Source organism: Enterobacter cloacae complex sp. 342H5, from assembly GCF_050030905.1.
GTDB lineage: Bacteria > Pseudomonadota > Gammaproteobacteria > Enterobacterales > Enterobacteriaceae > Enterobacter > Enterobacter intestinihominis.
The window spans coordinates 952,222-977,131 of sequence record NZ_JBLGVB010000001.1; the positions used below are offsets into that span (position 1 = coordinate 952,222).

The 24,910-nt window shown below is 51.7% G+C and carries 26 protein-coding genes and 2 pseudogenes; 20 read left to right on the top strand and 8 right to left on the bottom strand.

Going from position 1 to position 24,910, the window contains the following annotated elements; translation table 11 throughout:
- The first annotated feature begins 2 nt into the window (after window positions 1-2).
- The 18 genes and pseudogenes from ACQG03_RS04710 (at window position 3) to ACQG03_RS04795 (ending at window position 13,140) form a co-directional block, all read left to right on the top strand.
- Window positions 3-1,163, top strand: coding sequence for a DUF3383 family protein (locus ACQG03_RS04710; protein WP_426726089.1), 1,161 nt, complete (start codon window positions 3-5; stop codon window positions 1,161-1,163).
- A gap of 11 nt (window positions 1,164-1,174) precedes the next feature.
- Window positions 1,175-1,615 (top strand): DUF3277 family protein, encoded by a 441-nt coding sequence (locus ACQG03_RS04715; RefSeq protein ID WP_032625718.1) that lies wholly within the window; start codon window positions 1,175-1,177, stop codon window positions 1,613-1,615.
- Between the two features lie 3 nt (window positions 1,616-1,618).
- A complete protein-coding gene (locus tag ACQG03_RS04720) occupies window positions 1,619-2,071 on the top strand; it encodes a phage tail assembly chaperone (protein ID WP_023332016.1) in 453 nt (150 codons plus the stop codon).
- A 23-nt stretch (window positions 2,072-2,094) separates the two neighbouring features.
- Window positions 2,095-2,259 (top strand): DUF6889 family protein, encoded by a 165-nt coding sequence (locus ACQG03_RS04725; RefSeq protein ID WP_023229521.1) that lies wholly within the window; start codon window positions 2,095-2,097, stop codon window positions 2,257-2,259.
- A pseudogene (locus tag ACQG03_RS04730) lies at window positions 2,249-3,685 on the top strand (lytic transglycosylase); the annotation flags it as partial. The gene ACQG03_RS04725 and the pseudogene ACQG03_RS04730, both read left to right, overlap by 11 nt.
- A gap of 219 nt (window positions 3,686-3,904) precedes the next feature.
- Window positions 3,905-4,465, top strand: a pseudogene (locus tag ACQG03_RS04735) (lytic transglycosylase domain-containing protein); the annotation flags it as partial.
- The gene (locus ACQG03_RS04740) at window positions 4,465-5,052 is read left to right on the top strand and encodes a phage baseplate protein (RefSeq protein ID WP_426726090.1); all 588 of its coding nucleotides are present in this window, start codon (window positions 4,465-4,467) and stop codon (window positions 5,050-5,052) included. The pseudogene ACQG03_RS04735 and the gene ACQG03_RS04740, both read left to right, overlap by 1 nt.
- The gene (locus ACQG03_RS04745; RefSeq protein WP_032625704.1) at window positions 5,052-5,354 is read left to right on the top strand and encodes a phage baseplate plug family protein; all 303 of its coding nucleotides are present in this window, start codon (window positions 5,052-5,054) and stop codon (window positions 5,352-5,354) included. The genes ACQG03_RS04740 and ACQG03_RS04745 overlap by 1 nt, the downstream gene beginning before the upstream one ends.
- 2 nt (window positions 5,355-5,356) lie before the next feature.
- Window positions 5,357-6,421, top strand: coding sequence for a hypothetical protein (locus ACQG03_RS04750; RefSeq protein ID WP_370883021.1), 1,065 nt, complete (start codon window positions 5,357-5,359; stop codon window positions 6,419-6,421).
- 2 nt (window positions 6,422-6,423) lie between these two features.
- Window positions 6,424-6,888, top strand: a complete 465-nt coding sequence (locus tag ACQG03_RS04755; protein WP_137653560.1) for a hypothetical protein — start codon at window positions 6,424-6,426, stop codon at window positions 6,886-6,888.
- A gap of 72 nt (window positions 6,889-6,960) precedes the next feature.
- On the top strand, window positions 6,961-7,206 hold the full coding sequence (locus ACQG03_RS04760) for a hypothetical protein (RefSeq protein ID WP_074139174.1): 246 nt from the start codon (window positions 6,961-6,963) through the stop codon (window positions 7,204-7,206).
- 60 nt (window positions 7,207-7,266) lie between these two features.
- Window positions 7,267-8,019, top strand: coding sequence for a Gp138 family membrane-puncturing spike protein (locus ACQG03_RS04765; RefSeq protein ID WP_426726091.1), 753 nt, complete (start codon window positions 7,267-7,269; stop codon window positions 8,017-8,019).
- Window positions 8,019-8,372, top strand: coding sequence for a hypothetical protein (locus tag ACQG03_RS04770; RefSeq protein WP_023325694.1), 354 nt, complete (start codon window positions 8,019-8,021; stop codon window positions 8,370-8,372). Before ACQG03_RS04765 ends, ACQG03_RS04770 begins: the two co-directional genes overlap by 1 nt.
- Entirely contained in the window at window positions 8,373-9,572 is a 1,200-nt protein-coding gene (locus ACQG03_RS04775; RefSeq protein WP_053520698.1) for a baseplate J/gp47 family protein, read from the top strand.
- A complete protein-coding gene (locus tag ACQG03_RS04780; RefSeq protein ID WP_426726092.1) occupies window positions 9,569-10,249 on the top strand; it encodes a DUF2612 domain-containing protein in 681 nt (226 codons plus the stop codon). The genes ACQG03_RS04775 and ACQG03_RS04780 overlap by 4 nt, the downstream gene beginning before the upstream one ends.
- Window positions 10,249-11,163 (top strand): gp53-like domain-containing protein, encoded by a 915-nt coding sequence (locus ACQG03_RS04785; RefSeq protein ID WP_303319440.1) that lies wholly within the window; start codon window positions 10,249-10,251, stop codon window positions 11,161-11,163. The genes ACQG03_RS04780 and ACQG03_RS04785 overlap by 1 nt, the downstream gene beginning before the upstream one ends.
- A gap of 1 nt (window position 11,164) precedes the next feature.
- Entirely contained in the window at window positions 11,165-11,596 is a 432-nt protein-coding gene (locus tag ACQG03_RS04790) for a tail fiber assembly protein (RefSeq protein WP_303319439.1), read from the top strand.
- 347 nt (window positions 11,597-11,943) lie between these two features.
- The gene (locus tag ACQG03_RS04795; protein WP_063163750.1) at window positions 11,944-13,140 is read left to right on the top strand and encodes a tyrosine-type recombinase/integrase; all 1,197 of its coding nucleotides are present in this window, start codon (window positions 11,944-11,946) and stop codon (window positions 13,138-13,140) included.
- A gap of 214 nt (window positions 13,141-13,354) precedes the next feature.
- Here the strand turns inward: ACQG03_RS04795 and ACQG03_RS04800 are convergent, their stop codons facing one another.
- From ACQG03_RS04800 to ACQG03_RS04820, 5 genes are all read right to left on the bottom strand, one after another.
- Complete coding sequence (locus ACQG03_RS04800; RefSeq protein ID WP_023299534.1) at window positions 13,355-13,765, bottom strand: ASCH domain-containing protein; 411 nt, start codon at window positions 13,763-13,765, stop codon at window positions 13,355-13,357.
- 286 nt (window positions 13,766-14,051) lie between these two features.
- Window positions 14,052-14,825 carry an IclR family transcriptional regulator gene (locus ACQG03_RS04805; protein WP_063152677.1) on the bottom strand — a complete coding sequence of 258 codons (774 nt, stop codon included), beginning with the start codon at window positions 14,823-14,825 and terminating at the stop codon, window positions 14,052-14,054.
- A 118-nt stretch (window positions 14,826-14,943) separates the two neighbouring features.
- The gene (locus ACQG03_RS04810; protein WP_200480652.1) at window positions 14,944-16,245 is read right to left on the bottom strand and encodes an MFS transporter; all 1,302 of its coding nucleotides are present in this window, start codon (window positions 16,243-16,245) and stop codon (window positions 14,944-14,946) included.
- Between the two features lie 106 nt (window positions 16,246-16,351).
- On the bottom strand, window positions 16,352-17,554 hold the full coding sequence (locus ACQG03_RS04815; RefSeq protein ID WP_063163749.1) for a CaiB/BaiF CoA transferase family protein: 1,203 nt from the start codon (window positions 17,552-17,554) through the stop codon (window positions 16,352-16,354).
- Complete coding sequence (locus tag ACQG03_RS04820) at window positions 17,554-18,492, bottom strand: hydroxymethylglutaryl-CoA lyase (protein WP_063163748.1); 939 nt, start codon at window positions 18,490-18,492, stop codon at window positions 17,554-17,556. Before ACQG03_RS04820 ends, ACQG03_RS04815 begins: the two co-directional genes overlap by 1 nt.
- Window positions 18,493-18,725: 233 nt before the next feature.
- Between ACQG03_RS04820 and ACQG03_RS04825 the strand changes: the two genes are divergently transcribed.
- Window positions 18,726-19,652: an SMP-30/gluconolactonase/LRE family protein gene (locus ACQG03_RS04825; RefSeq protein ID WP_063163747.1), complete on the top strand. Its 927-nt coding sequence runs from the start codon at window positions 18,726-18,728 to the stop codon at window positions 19,650-19,652.
- Window positions 19,653-19,835: 183 nt separating this feature from the next.
- A complete protein-coding gene (locus ACQG03_RS04830; protein WP_063152672.1) occupies window positions 19,836-21,116 on the top strand; it encodes a CitMHS family transporter in 1,281 nt (426 codons plus the stop codon).
- A 273-nt stretch (window positions 21,117-21,389) separates the two neighbouring features.
- Here the strand turns inward: ACQG03_RS04830 and ACQG03_RS04835 are convergent, their stop codons facing one another.
- From ACQG03_RS04835 to otnK, 3 genes are all read right to left on the bottom strand, one after another.
- A complete protein-coding gene (locus ACQG03_RS04835) occupies window positions 21,390-22,709 on the bottom strand; it encodes an SLC13 family permease (RefSeq protein WP_367281611.1) in 1,320 nt (439 codons plus the stop codon).
- A gap of 62 nt (window positions 22,710-22,771) precedes the next feature.
- On the bottom strand, window positions 22,772-23,410 hold the full coding sequence (locus ACQG03_RS04840) for an aldolase (protein WP_063152671.1): 639 nt from the start codon (window positions 23,408-23,410) through the stop codon (window positions 22,772-22,774).
- A complete protein-coding gene (gene otnK, locus ACQG03_RS04845; RefSeq protein ID WP_063163745.1) occupies window positions 23,403-24,662 on the bottom strand; it encodes a 3-oxo-tetronate kinase in 1,260 nt (419 codons plus the stop codon). Before otnK ends, ACQG03_RS04840 begins: the two co-directional genes overlap by 8 nt.
- Window positions 24,663-24,910 lie beyond the last annotated feature (248 nt).

Consider the following 24,910-nt stretch of genomic DNA (forward strand, 5'->3'; position numbering starts at 1 on the left):
CTATGACGCAGGGCTTACCTGTATCCAACGTTGTAAACGTTGATGTGATCATCTCGCCGAAAGCGGCTACTGGTCGTAACTTCGGCGCGCTGCTGATCCTCGGTTCTTCCACTGTCATTCCGGTGCAGGAGCGCGTTCGCCTCTATTCGTCCGTTGAGGACATTGGCGAGGATTTCGGAGTCGACAGCCCGGAATATGAAGCGGCGCAGGTTTTCTTCAGCCAGTCGCCGAAGCCGACGCAGGTTTATGTTGGCCGCTGGGCGAAGACGCTGACCTCTTCCGAAGGTGGAAGCGTGGAAACCATTGTGCAAGCTGTTAATGCCTGCCTGCAATATACCAACTGGTATGGGCTGGTTGTCGCTGATGATGTTGCTGATGGCGATGATGTGCTTGATGCTGCCGACGTGATTGAGGTTGCTAAACTCATCGAAGCGTCCAGCCTGAGCCGCATTTTCGGGGTAACCTCTGCCGACGCCGAGATTATCAATACGACCTCGACGACCGATGTTGCGTCAAAATTAAAGGCTGGCAAGTATGCCCGTACCTTTATTCAATATTCCACCAGCAGCTCTTATGCAGCGGTTTCAGCTTTCGGTCGCGCGTTCACGGTGAATTTCAACGGCAGCAACACCACCATTACCCTGAAATTCAAGCAGGAGCCGGGGATCACCTATGAAACCCTGACCACCAATCAGGCGGCGGCGCTGGATGCCAAAAACTGCAACGTATTTGTGTACTACCAGAACGATACGGCCATCCTGCAGCAGGGCGTCATGTCCAGCGGTGATTTCTTCGACGAACGCCACGGGCTCGACTGGCTGCAGAACTACGTTCAGACCAACTTGTACAACCTGCTCTACACCAGCACAACCAAAGTCCCACAGACCGATGCTGGCGTTACGCGTCTGCTTTCCAATGTTGAGCAGTCGATGGATCAGTCCGTCACGAACGGGCTGGTGGCTGCTGGCGTATGGAACGGTGGCCCGATTGGGCAGCTGGATTCCGGCGACACGCTGACAAAAGGCTATTACGTCTACGCGCAGCCGATTTCCGAGCAGGCGCAGGCTGACCGTGAAGCACGTAAGGCACCTGTTATTCAGGTGGCCTGTAAGCTGGCGGGTGCGGTTCATTTCGCTGATGTGCAGATCAACGTCGTTCGCTAAGGAGAACATGAATGGCTACTTATTCTTTTATGGACGTCACGGCGTCCCTCTCCGGCCCGACCGGCGAGATTGATCTGGGCTACGGTTCCGCCAGTTCAGAGGAGGGGATTATCGTTGCAATGGGCGGCCCCAAAAATACCATGACCATCGGCGCTGACGGCGAAGTGATGCACAGCCTGCACGCGGATAAAAGCGGCACGGTAACCGTCAATTTGCTGAAGACCTCGCCGACAAACAAAAAGCTGTCGCTGGCGTACAACGCGCAGAGTCAGTCCTCAGGCACCTGGGGAAACAACGTCATTGTGATCCGAAACAAGGTGAGCGGTGACATCATCACGGCGCGCAGCGTGGCGTTCCAGAAACAGCCGGATAACGCCAACGCTAAAGCCGGTAATACGATGCCCTGGGTGTTTGACTGCGGCAAAATCGACCAGGTTCTCGGAGAGTTTTAACAGATGGAATGCTCAATCAAAGGCCACGATTACCGCGTGGCAAAACTCAGCGTTTTTGACCAGCTGAAAGTGACCCGCAAACTGCTGCCGGTGCTGGCGGGGATGATGTCAGATTTCGGGAGCATTCGCTCCCTTCTGCCTGCTGATGGCAAAATCGACAACGTGAAATTCGATAAACTACAACCGGTGTTTGAAACCCTGCTGCCGTGTATCGCTGAAAAACTGTCTTCCCTGACCGAAGAAGACACCAACGCGATTATTCATCCGTGCCTGGCTGTGGTATCACGCAAGCACATGGACGGATGGACGCCGGTATTTAACAGCGGTCAGCTGATGTTCGATGATATCGACCTGCTGACCATGCTGCAGCTGGTGGCGCGGGTGGTCGCCGATTCACTGGGAAATTTTTTGCCCGTGAGCCCTACCAGCGCGACGCCGGGCCAGCCTCAGGGTTAACCCTCAACAGCCTGCCTGACGGGCTGTCTTATCTCCTTGACCCGGTTGACGCCGGGTTAATCCCTTATTACGCGCTGAAGGATGGATCTGTCGATCTGTGCGATATCGCGCTGATGAATGACCACCTTGCCGTTAAAGCTGACAACCAGCGCCGTATTGAGAAATGGAGAGAGGATAATGAACGCTGAGACTATTAAAGATTTTCTCGTCTCGCTCGGCTTCGATATCGATGAAGCGGGCGCGTCAAAGTTCGATTCTGTTCTCGCCGGTACGACCGCAAACGCCATCAAAATGGGGCTGGCCGTCGAAGGTGCCGCGCTTACCGTGGTGGCCTTCACGGCTAAGATCGCCTCCGGTCTGGATAATCTCTACTGGGCGTCACAGCGCACCGGCGCGACGGTTCAGGGGATTCAGTCTATTGGCTATGCGGTTTCGCAGGTAGGCGGCAGCGTTGACGCGGCGCGATCCTCTCTGGAAAACCTCTCCCGGTTTGTTCGTAACAATCCCGGTGCGGAAGGCTTTCTGAATCGCCTGGGCGTACAGACCCGTGACGCCAGCGGCAACATGCGCGACATGGCCGCTATCTTTACGGGCGTCGGCCAGAAGCTCAGCAGCATGCCGTACTACCGGGCTAACCAGTATGCGCAGATGCTGGGCATTGACGAAAATACCCTCATGGCGATGCGTCGGGGTGTGGGCGGTTTCTCCGGGCAGTACAGCGCAATGGCGAAAGCTATCGGCTTCAATGCTGACGAGGCGGCCAGAAGCTCCAACAAATTCATGACCTCCCTGCGCGAGTTCGGCGCGATGGCAGGCATGGCCCGTGACAAAATCGGCTCTAATCTTGCTGGTGGTCTGGCGGGTTCGCTGGACACGCTGCGCCGCCACATCCTGGATAACTTTCCGCGCATCGAGCAGACCCTGACGAAAGCCATAAAAGGCATTCTGGCGCTCGGGGACATTATTGGGCGGCTGTTCTTCCGGCTTATTGAGGGGACATCCAGCCTTATCACCTGGTGGCAATCGCTGGATAAGCAAACGCGGGAGCTAATCTCGTTGTTCGGCGCGCTGACGATTGCGCTGCGCATTCTGAACAGTACGTTCTGGATGTCGCCGATTGGCCTCATTACCGCGCTGGCGGCGGGGATTGCCCTTCTGTGGGAGGACTATCAGACCTGGAAGGAAGGCGGGGACAGCCTGATTGACTGGGGCAAGTGGAAGCCGGAAGTCGATGCCGCGCTGAAGATGGTTCGTGACCTTAAAACGACCGTTAACGAACTGGCGAAAGCGCTGGCGAAACTGCTCAACATTGACCCTAAATCATGGTCCCTGAAGTGGGATTTCAGCAACTTCATCGACCAGATGGGCGAGTTCAGCAGGATGCTGAATATGATCGCCGACCTGCTGAACGCCATTAAAGACGGGCGCTGGGCTGATGCGGCCAGTGTTGGTAAGCAGCTCCTGAATCAGGGGAGCGATAAACCGTCAGCAATGCCTGAAGTGACGGATAGCGCTAACCAGACGGCGGAATGGTTTAACGACAATCTGGGGTTCGATCCGCGAAATGTGGGTAAAACCGTCAAAGGCTGGCTGTTTGGTAGCGAGGCTGGAGAGGCTCGCGGGATTCATGAGGACAAGCGTGATCCGCAAATTGATGAGTTGAACGGCACACAGGAAAAATCACGGAAAGAGGCTGCTGAATATCACGGCCGTAGTACCGGCGTGCTCGGCAAAATTGCAGAGGGTATAAAACAAATTGCTGATGGTATGTTCCCGACTGCAGAGGCGGCAGCATTCACCCCCACAGATGCGAGTGGCTTACCTCTTTCAGGGGTTAAGCAGCCGCAGCCTACAAAAGCAGGCTCTGAGCTGCTGGGATGGATGCAACCGATGCTCACCAGCCTGGAACAGCTCTACCGGCTTCCGGAAGGTTTGCTGCGTAGTGTGGCCATAACAGAATCGGGCGGTAATCAGTTTGCTGTTTCAGGGGCTGGCGCTAAAGGGCTGTTTCAGTTTATGGACGGTACCGCGCGTGACATGGGACTGCGCGGGAACGACGTATTCAATCCTGAAAAGGCCGCGCAGGCAGCCGCTAAATATCTCTCACAATTGCTGAAGGCGAATGGCGGTGACCTGAGCAAGGCGCTGGCCTCATACAACTGGGGGATCGGGAACGTGCAGAAACATGGGATGGCCCTGATGCCGCAGGAAACCCGCAACTACATTCCTAAGGTGTTGAGTAACATGCCCGGAAAGGGTGCGCAGGTACAGCAGCAGAACACCTATCACATTTACGGTGGTGGTGATCCGCGTTCTGTTGGTACCGAGGTCGAGCGTCGACAGCAGTCGGCAAACGCCCAGGTTATGCGCGGTAATCAAACGAAGGTGGGCTAATGGATATTCTCTCAACTCTCTTTCAACAGCAGACCCGGAAAATAGGGATGATTGTCCCCAGCGTGGTTGTTTCTGAGAAACATACCGACACGCTGGAGATAACCGAGCACCCTGTCGAGGTCTGGGCCGCCATCGCCGACCATGCCTACAAAAAACCGTCTGAAGTGGTGATGGAGGTCGGTTTCGCTGGTGGCGGATCGTTGCTGGACTTTGCCAGTAACCTGACGGCCACCAGTCTTCTCGGGCTGAGTCCCCAGCAGACGTATCAGGAGATACTTGACCTGCAGGCGAGCCGTATTCCTTTCGACGTGGTGACCGGCAAACGGCTGTACAGCAACATGCTGATCCGCGCGCTGGAAGTGACGACAGACAAGACAACCGAAAACGTCCTGTCCGCCGTCCTCACCCTGAGGGAGGTTCTTATCTCGCAGACTCAGCAGATCACCGTCGCGGATAAAACCAACATGAAGGACGGGGCCAGCACGTCGGCGGTACTGAATACCGGCAACAAAACCACAAAGCCGCCAAATACCTCGCTGCTGAAAAGCATCACGGGTAACGCGGCGTCATTACTGGGACTCGGCTAATGGCAATTCAGGAAATCCCGCTGACAGCGGATAACCAGCAATTCAGCATCATCCTGGCAGGTACCACCTGGCGGATTAGTATCACCTGGCGCGATATGTACTGGATTATGGACCTGCAGAACGACAGAGGGGAGCCGGTAATCTCCGGTATTCCTCTCGTCACGGGCGCTGACCTGCTGGCTCAGTACGCCTATATGGGGCTCGGCTTTAAGCTGGTGGTGGTCTGTGACGACAGCACACAGGATTATCCGACGAAAACCGACCTGGGCGGCCGCAGTCATTTACTGGTATCAATGGAGTAAGCATGTCACAGAACTGGATGAGACATTTCGAGCTGCAGCTCGTGGACGAGAACGGGCAGGGTATTGAGCTCAGCGATTTTAAAGTGACCTTTACGATCGACTGGTTCAACATCAGCAGCGCGTCCCGGGTGGGAACGTTCAAGATTTACAACCTGTCAGCCGATACGGTGAACCGCATCACCGGGCAGGAATTTTCGAAAGTGCGGCTGATTGCAGGTTACGACGGTATCGCGCCGGAGGTATCGGCAAGCGACGTCGGGACCGTGCGTGAAGTCGACGCGGCGGACGTGGGCCAGAGTGATGGCCGCAACTACGGGCTGATTTTCAGCGGCGAAATTCGCTACTCGGTCACCGGTAAAGACAGCCCTATTGATTCCTACGTCCTGATTCAGGCAGCCGATACGGATCTGGCGTTTGCCACCAGCATAACCTCGCAGACGCTGGCAGCTGGTTACACGGTCGCAGACGTGAACCGCGCGCTGATGAAAGACTTCGAGGCCAAAGGCGCGACCGAAGGCCTGACGCCTGAAATGCCTGCTACTGTGTTCCCACGGGGCCGGGTGCTGTTCGGCATGACACGGCATCTTATGGATAACGTGGCCGGACAATGTGGGGCAACATGGCAATTCGTGGACGGTCAGCGCCAAATGGTGGCGAATAACGAGTATGTTCACGACGCGATTGTGCTCAACAGCGCCACCGGGCTGATCGGCATGCCGCAGCAGACCATCGGCAACGGCGTAAACGTCCGCGCGCTGATTAACCCGAACATCCGGGTTAACGGGCTCATTCAGCTGGATCAGGCTTCCGTGTATCGCACCGCACTGTCGAACAACGATATCGCTATGGCCGGTGGGCAGATCACCGACCAGAACACGGACGGAAATATCACGCTCAGCGGCACCACGGCGCAGCCTGCCAGCATCGCAACGGATGGCGTTTATATTGTGCGCGGGATTATGTACACTGGCGACACAAGGGGCCAGGCGTGGTACATGGATATGATGTGCGAAGCGCGTGGCGCGGAGGATCTTCAAAGTCAAGGAGCAATGAATCGGTGGGGATAAGATTGAATAAGAAAGCCATTTTTATTGCAATAAGTTTACTTGTTCCGATGTCGGGATTAGCCGCTCCTGGGAAGTATGAAAAAATGGCTGTTGATTTAATGGATCAGCAAAAGTTTACGCAGTGGCAACATTACGCCTCTGCTACTCCTTTTTTCGCTATGAATGGTCGCAGATTCGCCATGACCATTGATGATTTCGCGGATATAGTCAGCAACTCCTTTCAAGAATGCGAAGATCTGGATGCCTACACCAATCGGAAAGGAACTACGGATGATTGTAAGTCCTATGTTTACAAAGGCATAAAGGAGTGGGTAAACCTCTCTCAAGATAAGTCTGTTAGCGATACAGCATGGAAAATGGGCCAGCGCTATGCCTTCAACACACGTAATCCTATTGCCCATAAAAACGCATGGGATTTCAATGGGATGGCGGGCGGTATTCGCGTTGCTAAATCTCAAGGTTATTAAGTCATGGACGCGCCGAAAATCATCGGATCTTTCCCGTGTAAGAAAGTTGCTGGTTAATTAACGGTGGTTGTGATGAAGAAAGTTACCTGCGATACAGTGCAAATTTGCGATGGAATCCATTGTAAAGATTGTGGCTGGCCCATTATTCATGCATGCGTAAATTGGGATTCAGATATTTTTCCAACCGCCGAACATCTGAAGAATCACCCAGATGATGGGTTCGCTGATTGGTGGGGGTATTGTTCAAACAAAGCCTGTAAAAATCACCATGGTGAATCATGGGGGCAAACTGGACTTAGCTTTTCTGAGCCTGATTAAAATAACCTTCTTAAACAGACCCGCCACCCGGCGGGTTTTTTGCATTCTGGAGCCTACCAAATGGCAGTATCTGACCAGACCCGCAGCGGCGACCTTGCCGAAACCTTCAAATCGGAGCGGGAAACCACAAAGAACCAGATCCGCGTCGCTTTGCCTGGCATCGTCCAGTCATTCGATCCTGACGCGGTTACGGCGGTTGTGCAGCCTGCTATCCGTTCGGTTGAAACTGATAACGACGGGAACCGCATTACCAAAAATTACCCGCTGCTGGTGGATGTGCCGGTGATATTTCCGCGCGGCGGCGGCTGCACGCTAACGTTCCCGGTGAAAGCCGGCGATGAATGTCTGGTAATTTTCGCCGACCGCTGCATCGATTTCTGGTGGCAGAACGGCGGGGTGCAGGAGCCTGTCGACGACCGGGTGCATGATTTATCGGATGCGTTCTGTATCGTCGGGCCGCAGTCACAGGTGCAGAAAATCAGCGGAATCAGCACGGGGGCCGCTCAACTGCGCAGCGACGATGGAAGCACGTTCTTTGAACTCAACCCCACTACGCAGAAAATTAAAATCGTAGCGCCTGGCGGTCTGGATGTTGTTACCCCGCTGGCCGACTTCTCGGCGAAAGTTACCATTCACGGGCTCCTGTCTTGGCTGGGTGGAATGGTGGGTTCTGTTGCTTCTGGCGTTGCATCCAAAATCACCGGCGCTGTCGAGTTTATCGGTACCGTTAAAGCTAACGGCAAGTCAATCGATGATACGCACACTCACGGCGGCGTGCAGCACGGCACCAGCAACACAGACGGGGTGAACTGATGCGATACAGACGTGAAGACGCCGACGGTGATTACACCTTTGGCAGCGGCGATGATACCTGGCTGATTAACTCACCGGAGGCCGTGGCGCAGGCGGTAAAAACGCGATTCGAATTATGGTATGGGCAATGGTTCCTCGACACTACCGAGGGCACACCGTGGATTCAGTCCGTACTCGGTAAACAGAAGCCAGAAACCTACAACCTGGCGATCCGTAAGCGTATCCTCGAAACGCGGGGCGTTAAATCCATTCTCTCTTTCAATACGACAGTGAACACTACGACGCGCCGCGTCCAGTTCTTCGCTGAAATCGACACTATCTACGGAACAACGACAGTAACCAGCGAGGCATAAATGGCCCTCAATTTGGACACACTCGGCTTATCGGCAACGGTAACCGCTGAGGGGATCAGTGCGCCTGATTACCAGACGATACTCGATACCCTGACGAGCTATTTCCAGCAGATTTATGGTAGTGACGCTTATCTGGAGCCGGACAGCAAAGACGGCCAGATGGTGGCGCTGGTGGCGCTGGCTATCCACGATGCCAACAACACGGCCATCTCCGTTTATAACTGCTTCTCACCTGCTACAGGTTACGGCGCAGCGCTGACCAGTAACGTAAAAATTAACGGTATCGCGCGCCGGGGGGCGACAAACTCCACCGTGGATCTCATTCTAACCGGTACTGCCGGGACATCCATCACAAACGGTACCGTGAAAGACACGAATAACGTGATCTGGCGGCTTCCTGCCTCGGTGACGATCGGTGTCGGCGGTACCGTGACGGTAACTGCAACCTGTTCAAACAGCGGAGCGGTTGCGGCGCTGGCCGGAACGATTACGACTATCAATACGCCGACCCGTGGCTGGGCATCTGTAACCAACCCGGCGGCGGCCACCGTAGGCGCACCGGCTGAAACCGACGCAGAGCTGCGTATCAGGCAGGGGCAAAGCGTCGCTCTGCCGTCACTCACACCGTTTGAAGGTGTTGACGGTGCGATCGCCAACGTTGCAGGCGTGACGCGTCACAAGCTCTACGAGAATGATACTGGGACAACCGACAGCAACGGGCTGCCTCCTCATTCCATTTCCGCCATCGTCGATGGAGGGGATGTTACCGAGATAGCCCAGACAATCAGGGGAAACAAAGGGCAGGGAACGGCAACTTACGGGACAACTTCTGTCACGGTACCGGACACCTACGGCAACCCACACGTGATCAGCTTCTCGCGGTCTACTGATGTGCCAATTTTTGGACATATCACCCTGAAGGCATTCACCGGCTACACGTCGCAAATTGGTGTACAGATTCAGCAGGCTGTCGCGGATTACATCAACGGGCTGACGATCGGTGACGATGTGCTGCTGAGCAGGATTTATTCTCCGGCGAACCTCGGCGTAGTGAGTGGCGGCAATGCGCGCTACTACGACATACAGGAGCTGCTGATTGGCAAATCAGCCGGTAGCGTAGCGGCGGCAAACATCATCATCGCCTACAACGAATCCGCGTCGTGTAAACCCGAAAACATTGTTCTAACGGTGACGTCATGAGCAAGTACACGGACCTAATCACCAACTATCACGCCACGAAGCCGAAATTTTTTGATCACGTTGACCTGAGCACGCGGCCACTGATTGATATCACCGGCGCCACCCGGGGGCTGGTAAGCGCTTTCGATATTGATACCGCTGTCGGCGTCCAGCTCGATACGCTTGGCCTCTGGATTGGTCGCAGTCGCATCGTCAGCCAGCCGATAAGCGGGGTGTATTTTAGCTGGGACACTGACGGGCTCGGATATGACCAGGGCGTATGGCAAGGCCCGTATGATCCTGATGCGGGCTACGCCACTCTGAGTGATGAGACATACCGCATCGTTCTTAAAGCAAAAATCGCCATCAACAACTGGGACGGCCGCAATGATTCGCTGCCACCCATCCTTGACGCTGCGACCGCAGGCTCTGGCCTGAAGATGCAAATTGTCGACAACCAGGACATGACGATATCGGTCTGGGTTTTTCCTGAGACTGACATTTCTGAGGTGTCTCTAGAACTGATCGCCGCTATCAAACAGGGCTATCTCACCGTTAAAGCAGCTGGCGTATGGGCCGGTGACGTTGAAACGCCCTCGGTAGAAGCACCATCCGAGGGCTCTAAATTCTTTGGGTTTGATATGGATAACGAATACATCGGTGGGTTCGATGTTGGAGCATGGGGGACAATACTCTAATGGCAACAAACAACTTTAAACCGTTCGCGACAGCGGCAAATGCTAACGTCACACCACAGGCTGACTGGGAGACCCTTCCCGCTCTGCTCTCTGGGTTTACGGCGGGCAAAGCGTCCAGTGCACAGGTAAACAAAGCAATTCGTCAGGCTAGTTTTATTGCTGCTGCGATTGCTCAGTATGTGGTAAACAAAACGAATCAGGATGTCCTTGATAACGGGAATGTTAACGGCTTTATTAATCAGCTTATCGCAGCACTTGCAGAAAGCCCTAACTTTACAGGTGTGCCAACAGTACCAGATACTCATACCGGAAATTATGGTGAGCAAGCTGCAAACACAAAATTTGTTCGTGATGTGGTGAATGAACTTATTGATAATGCCCCAAGCGGACTGAATACATTAAGAAAACTGGCAGCAGCAATTAATAATGACCCTTCATTTTATTCATCTGTTAATAATGCCATATCAGGGAAATTAGCAAAAAGCCAGAACGGTGCTGATATACCTGATGCAGCAACATTCAGAGCGAATATCGGTGTGAAGTCTGCGGGTGTGCGCGATGTAGGAACCGGGGCGAATCAGATACCTGATATGTCATCGTTTGGGCTATCCACATCCGTAAACGGATGGTGCAAGCTACCCAACGGTCTAATTATTCAATGGGGAAAGGCGGGACCACTTACACCATCAATGCCGGATAACTCCGTCAACTTCAATATTACATTTCCAAATGCATGTCTGTTTATTACGGAGCATGACCAGGGCACAGCCCCTATAATGAGCATGATCCAATTGGGATATATAACCACAACAGGTTTTTCGGCATACAACCTTGGGCAACTAAACCGGAATATCCCTTCTGGTTTGCAACCAGTCTCATCAATCTACGTACAATGGTTCGCAATAGGATATTGAAATGGGAAATTACTTTTATAGTGCAAAGAAAAACGCGTTTTACCCTGTGTCTCTGGAGGATGCCTATCGCGATGCAAACTCCTGGCCTGAGGATGGCGTAGAGGTTGATGATTCCGTTTATCTTGAATACTCAGCAACGCCGCCTGAGGGTAAGGTCAGGGTGGCAAAAAACGGAATGCCGTCGTGGGCTGATATTCCACCGCCAACTCATGAAGAACTTGTTGCCTCTGCCAATACTGAAAAACAAAAGAGGATTGACCAGGCTAACGACAATATGAACGGTAAGCAGTGGCCCGGGAAGGCGGCAATGGGGCGACTGAAAGATTCAGAGAAGGAACAGTATAACGCGTGGCTTGATTATCTGGATGAACTGGAAGCGGTTGATACTTCTACCGCTCCTGATATCAAATGGCCTACGCCACCAGCGGCTTAGTCTCATTTTGGCGATGTGCCAGATTTGTGTCATACATGGTAAATCGCCTTTCTCTTTCTTACATCATGTGCCATTGAGTTGCCTGATGTGAATGCGGCAATGTGTATGTAAAACAGTTAGTTAAATGTGATTCTACTAATTCGTAATGCGAAGGTCGTAGGTTCGACTCCTATTATCGGCACCATTTCAAACTCTTCCCAGGTCTACCGAAATCAACTCAAAGTCCGTATACTGCGGATTCTAGCCCGTATCTTATCTCCTGTTATCAACTGGACTCAACCAGAATCAAGTTACAGTTGGGGGCATAAGTGGGGGCATTCTGTGTTCGGTTCAGGGAGATGCCCCCAATGAAGCTTAATGCGCGACAGGTAGATGCTGCTAAACCCAGAGAGAAAGCCTATAAGCTGGCAGATGGAGCTGGTTTGTATCTTGAGGTTGTTCCCTCTGGTTCACGATACTGGCGGATGAAATATCGCTTCAATGGAAAAGAGAAGCGTATGGCTTTTGGTGTCTATCCGGCAGTGTCCCTTGCACAAGCGAGGGCACTACGTGATGAAGCCAAGAAAAAGCTGGCTGAGGGTATCGATCCATCTTTTGCCAAGAAAGAAGAAAAGCTGGTTCGCGATGTGCAGCTCAATAATACGTTTCAGACAGTGGCGCTTGAATGGCATGGAACGAAGGTGAGCCGGTGGTCAGAAGGCTATGCCTCCGATATCATCGAAGCATTCAATAAAGATATTTTCCCCTATATCGGCCAGCAGCCGGTAAATGAAATCAAACCGCTGGTTCTGCTTAATGTGCTGCGTCGAATGGAAAGCCGTGGCGCGACAGAGAAGGCCAAGAAGGTTCGCCAGCGTTGCAGTGAAGTCTTTCGTTACGCCATCGTTACCGGTCGTGCGGAATACAATTCTGCAGCGGATCTTACCAGTGCAATGTCAGGGCATGAATCGAAGCATTATCCCTTCCTTACTGTTGAGGAGTTACCAGAATTCTTTAAAGCTCTCGCAGGCTACACAGGAAGCCCGTTAGTTGTTCTTGCCGCTCGTCTGCTGATCCTTACAGGAGTTCGTACTGGCGAGCTCCGAGGTGCTTTCTGGAGTGAATTTGATCTTGAGAAAGCGGTATGGGAAATCCCTACAGAGCGTATGAAGATGAAACGGCCTCACCTTGTCCCCCTCTCTACCCAAGCGCTGGAAATCGTACAGCAACTTAAAGTGATGTCAGGGCAATATCCTCTGGTGTTTCCTGGCAGGAATGATCCCCGCAAAACGATGAGCGAAGCGAGTATTAATCAGGTATTTAAGCGGATTGGTTATACGGGGAAGGTAACGGGACATGGTTTCCGCCACACGATGAGTACGATTTTGCATGAGGAAGGGTTTAATACGGCATGGATAGAGACCCAGTTGGCTCACGTTGATAAGAATGCGATTCGTGGAACGTACAACCATGCCCAGTACCTTGAAGGGCGTAGGGAGATGATGCAGTGGTATGCGGATCATCTCAGTCAGTTAGGAAAATGTGGACTCATACTTGCCTCATGACAGTGATTTTTTTAGAAGGGCACGGTAAAAACTCAAATTGAACTCCGCCTTAATGGCGGAGTTCAATTCTAGGGCATTTCTTTTTTTGCATGGGGCTGGATTCATACCTTGTTCAGTGAAGTTAATTCTTCTTCTGCAGAATCTGAGGGTCAGCTAAGTGCCAGGAGCGGACATTGTTATTAATAGCAGCAGACGCCAGCCGGACTCTCTCGTCTTACAGCACTTCAACCACTTCAAATTCTTCTGCGATCAACTCCATATCTTTAGAAAAATGACCTTCGCGGGTAAAAAATCGCTGATGCTCATTTCGCCAGTATTGAAGGCTTAAATCGCCTTCACCTTCTTTGCGGGCAAACTCCTCAGTCACATCACAAAAACGCACCAGTCGCATTGAAACCAGCCGGGTCACGCAGACCGGGGCATTCAGGCCATCAAGGATAATGTTATAGCTTCCAATCCTCGGGGCAGACTTTTCTTGCTGGTAAGAGGCAAAGGATCCGCAGGAGGCCGTTTTAATCCCTTTTTTAATCAGGTCCGCAAGCTCGCTGGCCAGTTCCGGGCTGTCTCCCATTTGCCAGGCATCTGCGCCTGGATACTTTACTTTTAATACCTCAACAGTAGCCATTAAGAGCCCTTTTTAATCGTCGATGAAAAATGTCATACAGAGTTTTAACATGAACTTTCCGGACATTAACATTGATGCTTTCCCTCTGCTACTTTGTCCGCTCTTCGCTCATAGCGGACCTTGGTAATGCATAAGAATACAGGTATTAGAGCGTGTAAGTCTTAGTTATTTAATATAATAACAGGCGATAAAAAATGTGCACAGGTTTACTTCATAAAATATATCAATAAGATAATCATCATTTGATATTTTTGTGTTCAGAATATCAAATGTATTTTGGCGCTTTCTACCCTGACAATTTTTTCCGGGCTTCGACCAGTAAAGAATAATCTCCACCGAGTTCTTTGGATGTATGTATAGCGCACTGAAAGAGGGGGCTCAGAATGTTTCTGATGCTTTGTGGCGTGAATCTCTCCCTGGGTCCTGAGAGCGTTAGTGCGCCCTGTAAAACCCCCTCTACTCCGAAAACTGGCACCGATACTGACGCGGTTTCAGGATCTCGCTCACCGTAAGACTCTGCCCATAATTTTTCCCTGACTTCATCAAAAATTGGATCGTCGGTATAGGTAAACGCACTTAATATTTTCCCCGACGCCCCGTACTTCACAGAGAAGCGATCGCCTTCACGTATTGAGACACGAACTGCCCGTCGCGGTTCTACGCGGTACAGAATGACCCGCCAGTCATTGTCCATGATGTAAAATGATGATGTTTCACCGCTGAGGTCTGAAAGATGTTCCAGGTGTGGCAGCAATACATCCCGTAAGCGGAATGATGCCTGATAGAGAGATGACAGTCTGAGCGGCTCAGGCCCGATACAGTAGCGGCCATCAGCGGATTTACGAACAAAGCCTGCTTTTTCAAGCGAGCTTAATAGTCGAAGAATAGTGCTTTTATAAAAGCCGGTCCGCCGCGCTATTTCTGCAAGCGTCAGTTGGGAGGCATCTTTATCAAATACAGCCAGAATGGCAAACGCGCGATCTACTGCTGCAGCGCCGCTTTCGGTTGCCGGTTTTTTTCCGGCTGGATCTTTACCCGGTGCGCTTTTATCGTTTGTCATACAGACCTCATAAGGTGAAGAAAAGCCCCTGAAAGCCGGGGCGAATTGTTCATAACTTAATGAACACAATAAGTAATTACAAGGTCAAACTCAGGGTATTTAGGGAGAAATGCCGTTATCAGTCGGTGCGTAAAAATTCTGCTTCTGCTGGCTGGTCCCGCATCATAAACATCAGTAGAAGCGCCAGAAATGCTGAAAACATGATAATACATCCCATAAGCATCATCCCTGCGCTGAATGAGTGTGTCACTTCTTTTGCCATGCCCATCAGGAAAGGGCCCGCGAATCCGCCAAAAGCGCCAATGGAATTAATGAGAGCAATGCCGCCAGCTGCCGCCTGTCCGCTCAGAAATTTACCGGGCAACGTATAAAAAATAGTTTTTGCCGAAATGGTGCCTACCAGTGCGAGCGTAATGCCCAGCATTGCAGGCAGCAAACTGTTTACATACAGAGACAGCATGAGTGAAATCGCAGCCAGGATGAGCGCGAAAATAAGGTGAAGCGCCCCTCTACCCGACTTATCAACCAGACGTGCCCAATAAATAAGCCCGATCGTCGAAAAGAAATAGGGTATTGCCGCCACCCAGCCTATCAACGAAGTTTCAATTCCTTCGGCTTTGAGCATCTGAGGCAGCCATATACCTATGCCGTAGGTTCCCAGGGTAAAGCTGAAGGTAATGCCGCTTAAAAGCCAGACGCGGACATCTTTGAGGGCTGCATTAAAATGCTCATTTTTTTTTGTGACAGCCTGTTCAGCCTTCATAAGGTGCACAAACGTAGCTTTCTCTTCAGGCGTAAGCCAGCGGGCATCTTCAGGACGGTTAGCAAGATAGCGGAGCGTCAGAACGCCCAGTACACAAGCGGGCAGACCTTCAATGATAAACATCCATTGCCAGCCATCCAGGCCAAGAAAACCATGCAACTGCAGCAGGCTGGTTGATAAAGGCCCGCCGATAAGGAAAGACACGGGGGTAGCTACCGTAAACCAGGCCAGCACGCGGGTCCTGAACTGAATGGGAAACCAGATACTCAGAAAGAATATGACACCCGGGAAAAAACCGGCTTCAGCAACGCCCAGCATAAAGCGAAGAATATAAAAGCTCCATGGTCCGGTCACCAGTGCCATGGCTGAAGCAACGAGGCCCCACGTTATCATAATTCTTGCAAGCCAGACGCGCGCACCAAAGCGATACATGGCAAGGTTGCTTGGCACCTCACACAGGCAATAACCGACAAACATAATTCCCGCACCCAGGCCAAACTGTGCAGCCGACAGGCCAAGCTGCGAGCTCATTTGTAAGGCTGCGTATCCCACGCTGGTACGATCAAGATAGTTGAAGAAATAAGCCAGACCCAGAAGCGGAATAAGCCGCCAGGCTGCTTTAATTAATATGCGATTCTCTTCGGAAGTCAGCGGCATGGTGCCGCTCCGGATATTCACTGCAGGGTGCGATGTTGCTGACATACAGTGCCTCAATGTAGGTACAGAAATGGATAATTTGCCCGCGTCTGCGGGCTGATTATTATTAAATTGGAGAGGAAATGACGCCGCGTTCTTCCAGACGCTCTATCGCATCTGATGTATAACCCAGCTCTTCAAGAATTGATGCCGAGTCACGACCAACTTCAGGCACGTTGATGCGCGTTCCGAAACGCTGTCCGTCCATCTCAAAAGGAAGCATGGGAATACTGACTTCGGTTCCGTCTGGCAGCGTAACCCCGGTCATACCGCCAGACTCGTTAAGATGTATATCCTCAAAAAGATCGTCCGGGCGGCGAATCGGAGAGAATGGCAGACCAAATTGTTCACATAGTGCCATAACGTCCTGTTTTGGCATCGTCAGTACATGTTCCCTGATAACCGGCATAATCCGGTCGCGGGCCTGAACGCGCTGAGTGTTTGTAGTAAGTCCCTCATCCACAGCGAAATCATGCATGCCAAAGGCTTCACAGAATACTTTCCACTGCGTATCACTCACCACGCCAATAAACACCTGCTCGTTTTCGCACGTGGTAAATACGTCATAGACAGCCCACGCAGACAGTCGGCTGGGCATGGGTGCAGCAGATTTACCCGTTACGGCCTTCTGCATCATGTGCTGGGCAACCAGGAAGGCTGAGTTCTCATAGAGTCCCGTCTGCACGAATTGTCCCTTCCCGCTTTGGCCACGCTGCAGCAGAGCAGCAAGAATGGTTATTGCGCTGAACATTCCGCCCATGACATCGTTCACCGACGCGCCTGCCCGCAGCGGGCGCCCCTCCGGACCCGTCATATATGCAAGACCAGTCATCATCTGCACCACTTCATCCAGCGCCGTCCGGTTCTCATAAGGACCAGGCAGAAAGCCTTTCATTGAGCTGTAAATGATATCGGGCTTAATGGCTTTGACGGCCTCATAGCCAAGACCTATCTTTTCCATGGCACCCGGACGGAAATTTTCAGTAAATACATCGGCCGTAGCAATCAGCTTTTTAACAACTTCCAGGCCTTCAACTGATTTAACATCGATTGCCAGGCTTTTCTTGTTCCGGTTATACGTCATCCAGTATCCCGCGCCTGATCCCGTCAAACGCCTGGTATTATCTCCTCTCGGTGCAGGCTCAATTTTAATGACTTCTGCGCCAAGATCGGCCAACAGCAGGCCGCAGGTCGGCCCCATCACCATATGAACAAACTCAATGACGCGGACGCCTTCCAGGGGAAGTTTTTTCTCATTCTGAACAGACATTATTTTCTACCTGCATAGTGAAAGTTTTTTCCAACCCCGGCATCGGGAATAAAACCGTAGAGTTGCTCTCCGGGTAACCCGCGTTTAAGCGTTTCACGAGCCATTATCAGCTTGTCTATATCCACGCCAGTACGAAGCCCCATTGATTCGAGCAGATAGACGAGATCTTCCGTAACGATATTGCCCGATGCGCCGGGCGCGTACGGGCATCCACCAATACCGCCGAGCGAAGCGTCAAATGTGGTTACGCCTGCATCCAGTGCAGCAAGAACGTTTGCCAGCCCCTGCCCCCGGGTATTATGAAAATGTGCGCTGCCGGCCAGATCGCCGACCTCTTCTTTCAGCCTGCGGAAAAGCCGCTTTACCTGGACCGGCGTCCCGTAACCTACGGTATCAGCGAGTCCGACCTCATCAACGCCCAGCTCAGCCATGATGCTGGCAATACGGAGAACGTTATCTTCGTGGACCACGCCCTGTATGGTGCAACCAAATACGGTAGAAAGGCCTGCTTCCACCTCTACCCCGGGATAGTTTTCATTGCGAAAGGCGATGATTTTTTCCACTTCTGCGAAAATCTGGTCATGGGTTTTATTCACATTTGACAGCGAATGTGGCTCGCTGACTGAAACCGGTATGGTGACTTTCTGTGCCCCTGATTTAAATGCTGCCTCTGCCCCGCGCAGGTTCGGAACTAGCGCGGTAACAAACAGATCCGGCAGCGTACGGGCATACCCGACAATCTCACCCGTATCAGCCATCTGGGGCAGAAGCGTCTGTGAAACAAAAGAGCCAACTTCAATTTCCTTCAATCCGGCTGAGGCTAAATCCCTGACCCACTGCTTTTTCAGGTCAGTCGGCATGACCCCAGAAACGCTCTGCAGTCCGTCCCGCGGGCCCACTTCACTGATGAGAATATCTATATTGCTGTTATGGCTCATTGGCTCTGCTCCGGTATGGTCAGGTGAACCTGCATCACATTTTTTGTGTTCTGCCTGACGAAACATTGTTCTGTTATAATTTTGTTGTAATTTGTTAAGGTGTCAATCAGCGTTTAACACCACGGTTTATTACTGCGAGTTAAATCACATTGATAAACGTGTGCGCTGGAATGATTTCAGAGGGGTTAAGTACCTTATTCGACAAGATATTTTTTTATCAGGATTGAATATTTATGAGCCTATTTACGGCGCCATCAGCAAGAAAATGCAAAATTTTCAGTAGCATGCCTGAAAACTTTTATCGTAATGGTGATTCAGACTGGGTCCGGGCAAATAAGCCTGGACAGAAGATAACGGCATTCATAGAAGGGCCCACTTTTGACCGGAACGGGGACCTTTATGTTACGGACATTCCTTATGGCAGGATTTTCAGAATTGATCAGCTAGGCGTATGGTCTCTAGTAGTCGAATATAATGGGTGGCCCAATGGTCTGGCTTTTCACCGCGATGGCCGCCTTTTCATCGCAGACTACAGGCGGGGCATACTGGCACTCAACCCGTCCTCACCTGATGTTTCCCCCATACTTACACACATACGAAGCGAGAGTTTTAAAGGGGTGAACGACCTGTTTTTTGACGAGTCCGGACGGCTTTATTTTACCGATCAGGGACAGACGGGCATGCAGGACCCAACCGGGCGCGTTTATCGCTTTGAACCTGAAGCAAACAGGATTGAATGCCTTTTATCAAACGGACCTAGTCCGAACGGGCTGCTTCTGGACCATGAAGGAAAGGCGCTGCTGGTTGCCATGACGCGGGGCAATGCCGTCTGGCGGCTGCCTGTTACTGAGCATGGCCCCTCGTCAAAAGTGGGCATTTTTACTGCCATGGCAGGAGGCGTCAGCGGTGCAGATGGCATGGGGCTTGATGCGGAAGGTAACGTATACGTATGCGATGCGGGCCACGGATGCGTATGGATTTTCAGCCGCTATGGCGTGCCGCTTTTCCGATATGACAGCTGTACCGGTGGCCGTACGCTTACTAATATCGCATTCGGCGGCCAGGATAATGCCACCGCATTCGTAACGGATTCTTCTACCGGCACCATTCAACAATTTCCCGCCCTCGCACCCGGCCGTAGGTTATTTTCTCACACCTGAAAACCAGAGCATGCCGATGAAGGCATGCTCACAATTCCATCAAAAATTCGATCCGGCTCAATAATATTACATTTTGTTTACAACCTTTCTTGACGCCTGGCTCTCTTCACCGCAACAGTTAACACCAATAAAACAAAATGTTGTTCTATCTAACAGAACGCAATGAAAGATTAAGAAGGTGCAATTGTGACAATATTAAGCTACCTCATGATAGGCGTGTTCATGTTCCTGATCATGACTCGCAGAATGTCAGCTCTGCTTGCATTAATCCTTGTGCCGCTGTTTTTCGCTGTTGTGGCAGGCTTCCATGCGGAGCTGGGAAAAATGATGATAGATGGTGTTAAGCTGCTTGCCCCCACTGGTGTCATGCTGACTTTTGCCATCCTGTATTTTTGTGTCATGACCGACGCCGGACTGTTCGATCCTTTTATCCGGCTCATTGTCCGTATCGTAAAAGGCGATCCGCTTAAGGTATTAGTAGGCACCGCTATCCTGGGTATCAGCGTGGCACTTGATGGCGACGGAGCAACCACCTATCTCATCTGTACGGCAGCCCTGCTTCCACTTTATCGCCGGCTGGGAATTAAACTTCAGTACATGGCCACTGTGCTGTTGCTTTCTATCGGAGTAATGAACATGCTTCCCTGGGGAGGGCCTACGGCGCGCGCCGCCAGCGCCATGAAAGTAGACGTTGGTGATCTCTTTATGTTGCTTCTGCCCGTTATGCTCTGCGGTCTCGCCTGGGTAATGCTGGTTGCCGTTATTTTTGGACTACGCGAACGTCGCCGGCTTGGTGTAATTGAAATCGATCTGAGCGAAGAGACCGAACAGCGTACCTCCGTAACCAATTACCGTTATCTTTTCAACTCTGCGCTGACCATTGCCCTTCTGGTTATGTTAATTCTGGGCATTTTGCCTATGGCGACACTTTTCATGATTGCCTTTGCGCTGGCGATGTTGGTGAATTTCCCTGATCTCAAGCGTCAGAAGGAACTCCTTGCCAAACATGCAGAAAACGTGCTTGCCATTGTTTCTCTGATTTTTGCGGCAGGTATTTTTACCGGCATACTTTCAGGTACTGGCATGGTTGATGCCATGTCTAACAGTCTTGTGCAGTCACTACCAGCCTCGGCTGGGCCCTGGATTGCCATTCTTACGGCGCTGATCAGCATGCCGTTTACATTTTTCATGACAAACGACGCCTTCTATTTCGGCGTGTTGCCTATTCTCGCGCAAACAGGCGCCAGCTATGGGTTCTCGCCTATGCAAATGGCGATTGCTTCGTTGATTGGACAACCGGTTCACCTACTCAGCCCGCTCGTTGCGTCAACTTACCTGCTTGTCGGGATTCTCGACCTGGATTATGGGTTGAATCAGCGCGCAAGCCTTAAGTGGGCGGTGGGAACCGTACTATGCATGCTGGCAGGTGCGATAGTGCTCGGCATATTGCCGCTGCATAGCTAACTGGATAAGAAGCATTAATCGGCCACTAAAGGGTAAACCGAGAACCGGAGAAAGCAGATATACAAGAAAGAATTGTTGTTGGCATATCTCAGAAAGGAGGGCATTACCTGATGCGCGGATATTATTCGAAGGGGAGTATTGAATGGACTTGAAAACGAGACCGACGACCTATTCATTGGAAATGATGAATATACTGGTAAATCTGTAAGGACAGATATTATTCTGTCCCTTTATTTACACGCTATGTTCTATAAGACTGAAAATATGTCAATCTCATACAGGTATCGTTCCGATTACCAGTGCTGCGACGAGTGCGCAGACGCTCATAATCCACACCTTAGCCATCGAGTGCCGGATATGCTCGTCAACGCGTAAATTAAGCAGGCTCAGCCCGAGATGCGTGGCCGGGATGACGGGGCTCAGCAGCAAGCCAATCTGCTCGGTGATAAGCATGGCGATGGTGACGTGCAGAGGCGACACGCCGAAGCTCTGCCCCAGCCCGACCGCGAGAGGCAACAGCGCAAAGTAGAACGCATCGGAACCTATCAGAATCACAATCGGCACGCTGAAGGCCGCGAGAATAAGATATAGATAGGGCCCCAGGCTGGTGGGGAAGATGTCGGCAATCTCGTTCACCAACACTTTAATAATGCCTGTGTTTTGCAGAATACCGACAAATACGCCGATAGTTAAAAAGATGACGATCACCGGGAATATCGTCAGGGCGTACTCTTTGATTTTTTGTTGCGCAGTCTTCGTATCGGGATAATTAATAATAACCGCCAGCGAGAAGGCGATCATAAACAGATAATTCCCGGCAACCAGGCCGGATACCAGAATAACAATGGTGGCGATGACTAAAGCAAAATTGAGCTTCAGCAGCCAGGGATGATGAACGGTTTTACAGGTCAGCATATCGGCCCGCATAAGATGAAACTCATCCGGGGAAATACCCGAGCCGCTTCTGTTTTCGACCCTCGCCATAAACCAGCAAAGAATAACCCCCAGTACAAACAGAATTGCCTGTAACGGGATCAGCCGGTAATAGACGTCCAGAATATCCAGATGCGTCACCGCAATCGCTCTGTTGAGCGAGCCGCCCCAAGGGGTGATCCCGGTGACGCCCACACCCACGGTGATTAGCAGTAACAGCGTCTTTTTGCTGATGTTCATCTTTTCATAAATGGGCAGCAGGGCGGGCACCGTTACCAGCAGGGTGGCATAGGCATTCCCGTCAAGGCTGCAAATGGAGGCGATCACCAGGGTGGCGAGTAAGACGGAGAAGGTCGACGGCGTAATGAACCGCAGAATAAAGCGCACGATCACGTCGAACACGCCGGCTTCTTTCATCAGGGTGAAAAACATGGCGCTGAAGGCAACGAGCGTTGCCGTTCCCACTACAGATTTCAACCCCTGGGCAACATAGTCGCCTAACTCTTTAAAACCGAAGCCACAGACTAATGCGGCGGCGGTAGGCAGGATAATAAATAAGATGCTCGGGGGAAATATGTTTTTCAGAAGACACCAGGTTAATATAATAAACATAACTATCCCGGTGATAAGCATAAGAGACATAGGCGACCTTATTATAATTTTGGTTACACAGGTAGGGCAAACCCTGCGTAATAAATTAACACAGGGCGTTTTACTCTCAGTTACTTCATATTAAATGTGGCGTTAAGCTCGTCGACATTTTCCTGAGTCAGGGTATTCATGCCAAATGGTTTAAGCATGAAATACAGTTTTGCCGTCTCCTCTAACTCTTCGGCATTAAATACCGCCTCGCGGATATTTTTGCCTGAAATAATGGGTCCGTGATTGGCTAAAAGAATGGCGTTATGTTCCGCCGCCAGTTTTTCAACATGCTCTGCGATTAGCGGTGAACCGGGGCGAATGTAAGGCACCACCGGCAATTTACCCACCCGCATCACGTAATAGGGGGTAATTGGCGGCAGGGCATTTTCAGGGTCGATGCCTGGCAGGCACGACAGGGCGGTGAGCCAGGGAGAGTGCAGATGAACGATGCCGCCACAGTGTGGGCGCTGACGGTACATTGCAAGGTGCATCAGCACCTCTTTAGAGGCTTTCTGGCCGGACAGCAGCTCTCCCTGCATGGTGACTTTGCTCAGCTCGTCTGCATCGAGGTCGCCAAAGCTGGAGTTAGTGGGCGTCGCCAGAATATTACCGTCCGGCAGTTTCAGGCTGATATTGCCCGCGCCGCCGCTGCTGTATCCGCGCTCAAACATGGAACGTGCATAGCGAACCATATCCTCTCTTAACTGTTTTTCACTCATGATAATGTTCCTGTGCTTTCTGGAAGAAATCCTGGCTGCCAAAGTTCCCGGATTTGAGGATCACCCACTGCAGTTTGTTGAGGACCTGGGTCCAGGGCACGCCCGGCGCGACCGGTTCACCAATAACCATCCCCTCAATGTTCAATCCCTGCGTCACCGCGCCCGAAGTTTCGCCCCCCGCGACGATAAACTTGTTAAAGCCAGCCCGGGTCAGCGACTGGGCCAGCGAAGAGAAGAAGGTTTCAATCCGGTCGCTGACGTATTCAGCCCCGTAGTGCTTCTGGATCAGCTCAATGATTTGCGGCGGCTGGGTGGCGTAGACCATCGGTGCCAGAGGCTCACCGGCATGGGCGATCGCCCATTGCGCCACGAACTCCAGATAGGCGGGATCGTGAATGATTTTTTCCACATCCAGCGCCAGAGAGGAGGCGCGCTGCTGATAGAAATCCACCTGTTGATTGGTCATGGCGGAACAGCTGCCTGAGAGCACCACGCTGGCGCCGCTGGCATCAATGTGCATAGCCTGTTTTCCGGACAAGGTGCTCTGCTCATCCAGGGTGGCGATGGCGTAACCCAGCCCGGCGGCACCGGTCACCAGCGGGAAGTTCGCGGTAGCCCGGGCGACAGTCAGCAGATCCTGATTATCAAGGACGTCGAAGATGAAATAACGGGCTTTGTTCGCCAGCTCTTTTTCCATCTCAGACGCTATGTCATCCGGGTGGTTTTTCACCTTATCCAGATTAATCATCCCGCACAGCCCCACGGACTGCGCCTCCATCAGCTTTTTCAGGGAGGAGTGTTTCATCGGCGTGACGGGATGATGTTCCATGCCGCTTTCATTAAGCAGCTCACCCTTAACGAACAAATGGCCGTGCACAATCGTGCGGCCATTATCCGGTACCGCCGGGCAGACGAGGGTGGCGGGCGTATTTAAGAACTTCATCAGCGCATCAGTCACCGGGCCGATATTGCCCTGAGCGGTCGAGTCAAAGGTGGAGCAATATTTAAAGAGCTGTCGCTGGCACCCCTGCGCCTTTAGCCAGGCCGAGGCCGATAACGACTGCTCCACCGCCTCGTTGACCGGGATAGAGCGGCTCTTTAGGGCAATCACGATGGCATCCGTATCCTGCGTGTCGAAAACGCCCGTGGGCACGCCATTAAAAAGCACCACCTTCCAGCCTGCGTTGACCATAAAACTGGCTATGTCTGTGGCCCCGGTAAAGTCGTCGGCGATAACGCCTAACTTAGTCATGTTCATTCCTCTGAAACCCGTTGATGGGGTTATACTGCTTTTATGTGTTTATAAATGCAAATGTGGTGATTGTTAAAACGTGGTTAAGATCACACTTTTCCGCCGATTCAGAGATCTCATATGCCTGTCAGCCATAAACGTTGCAGTGCAACAGTAACAGGTGCTTGTGGCCGCAAAAATCGCTGTCCGCAAGTGCATGAAAGGTAAACAAAATGCTAAATCAAAAAAGCTTTATCAGATAAATGTGA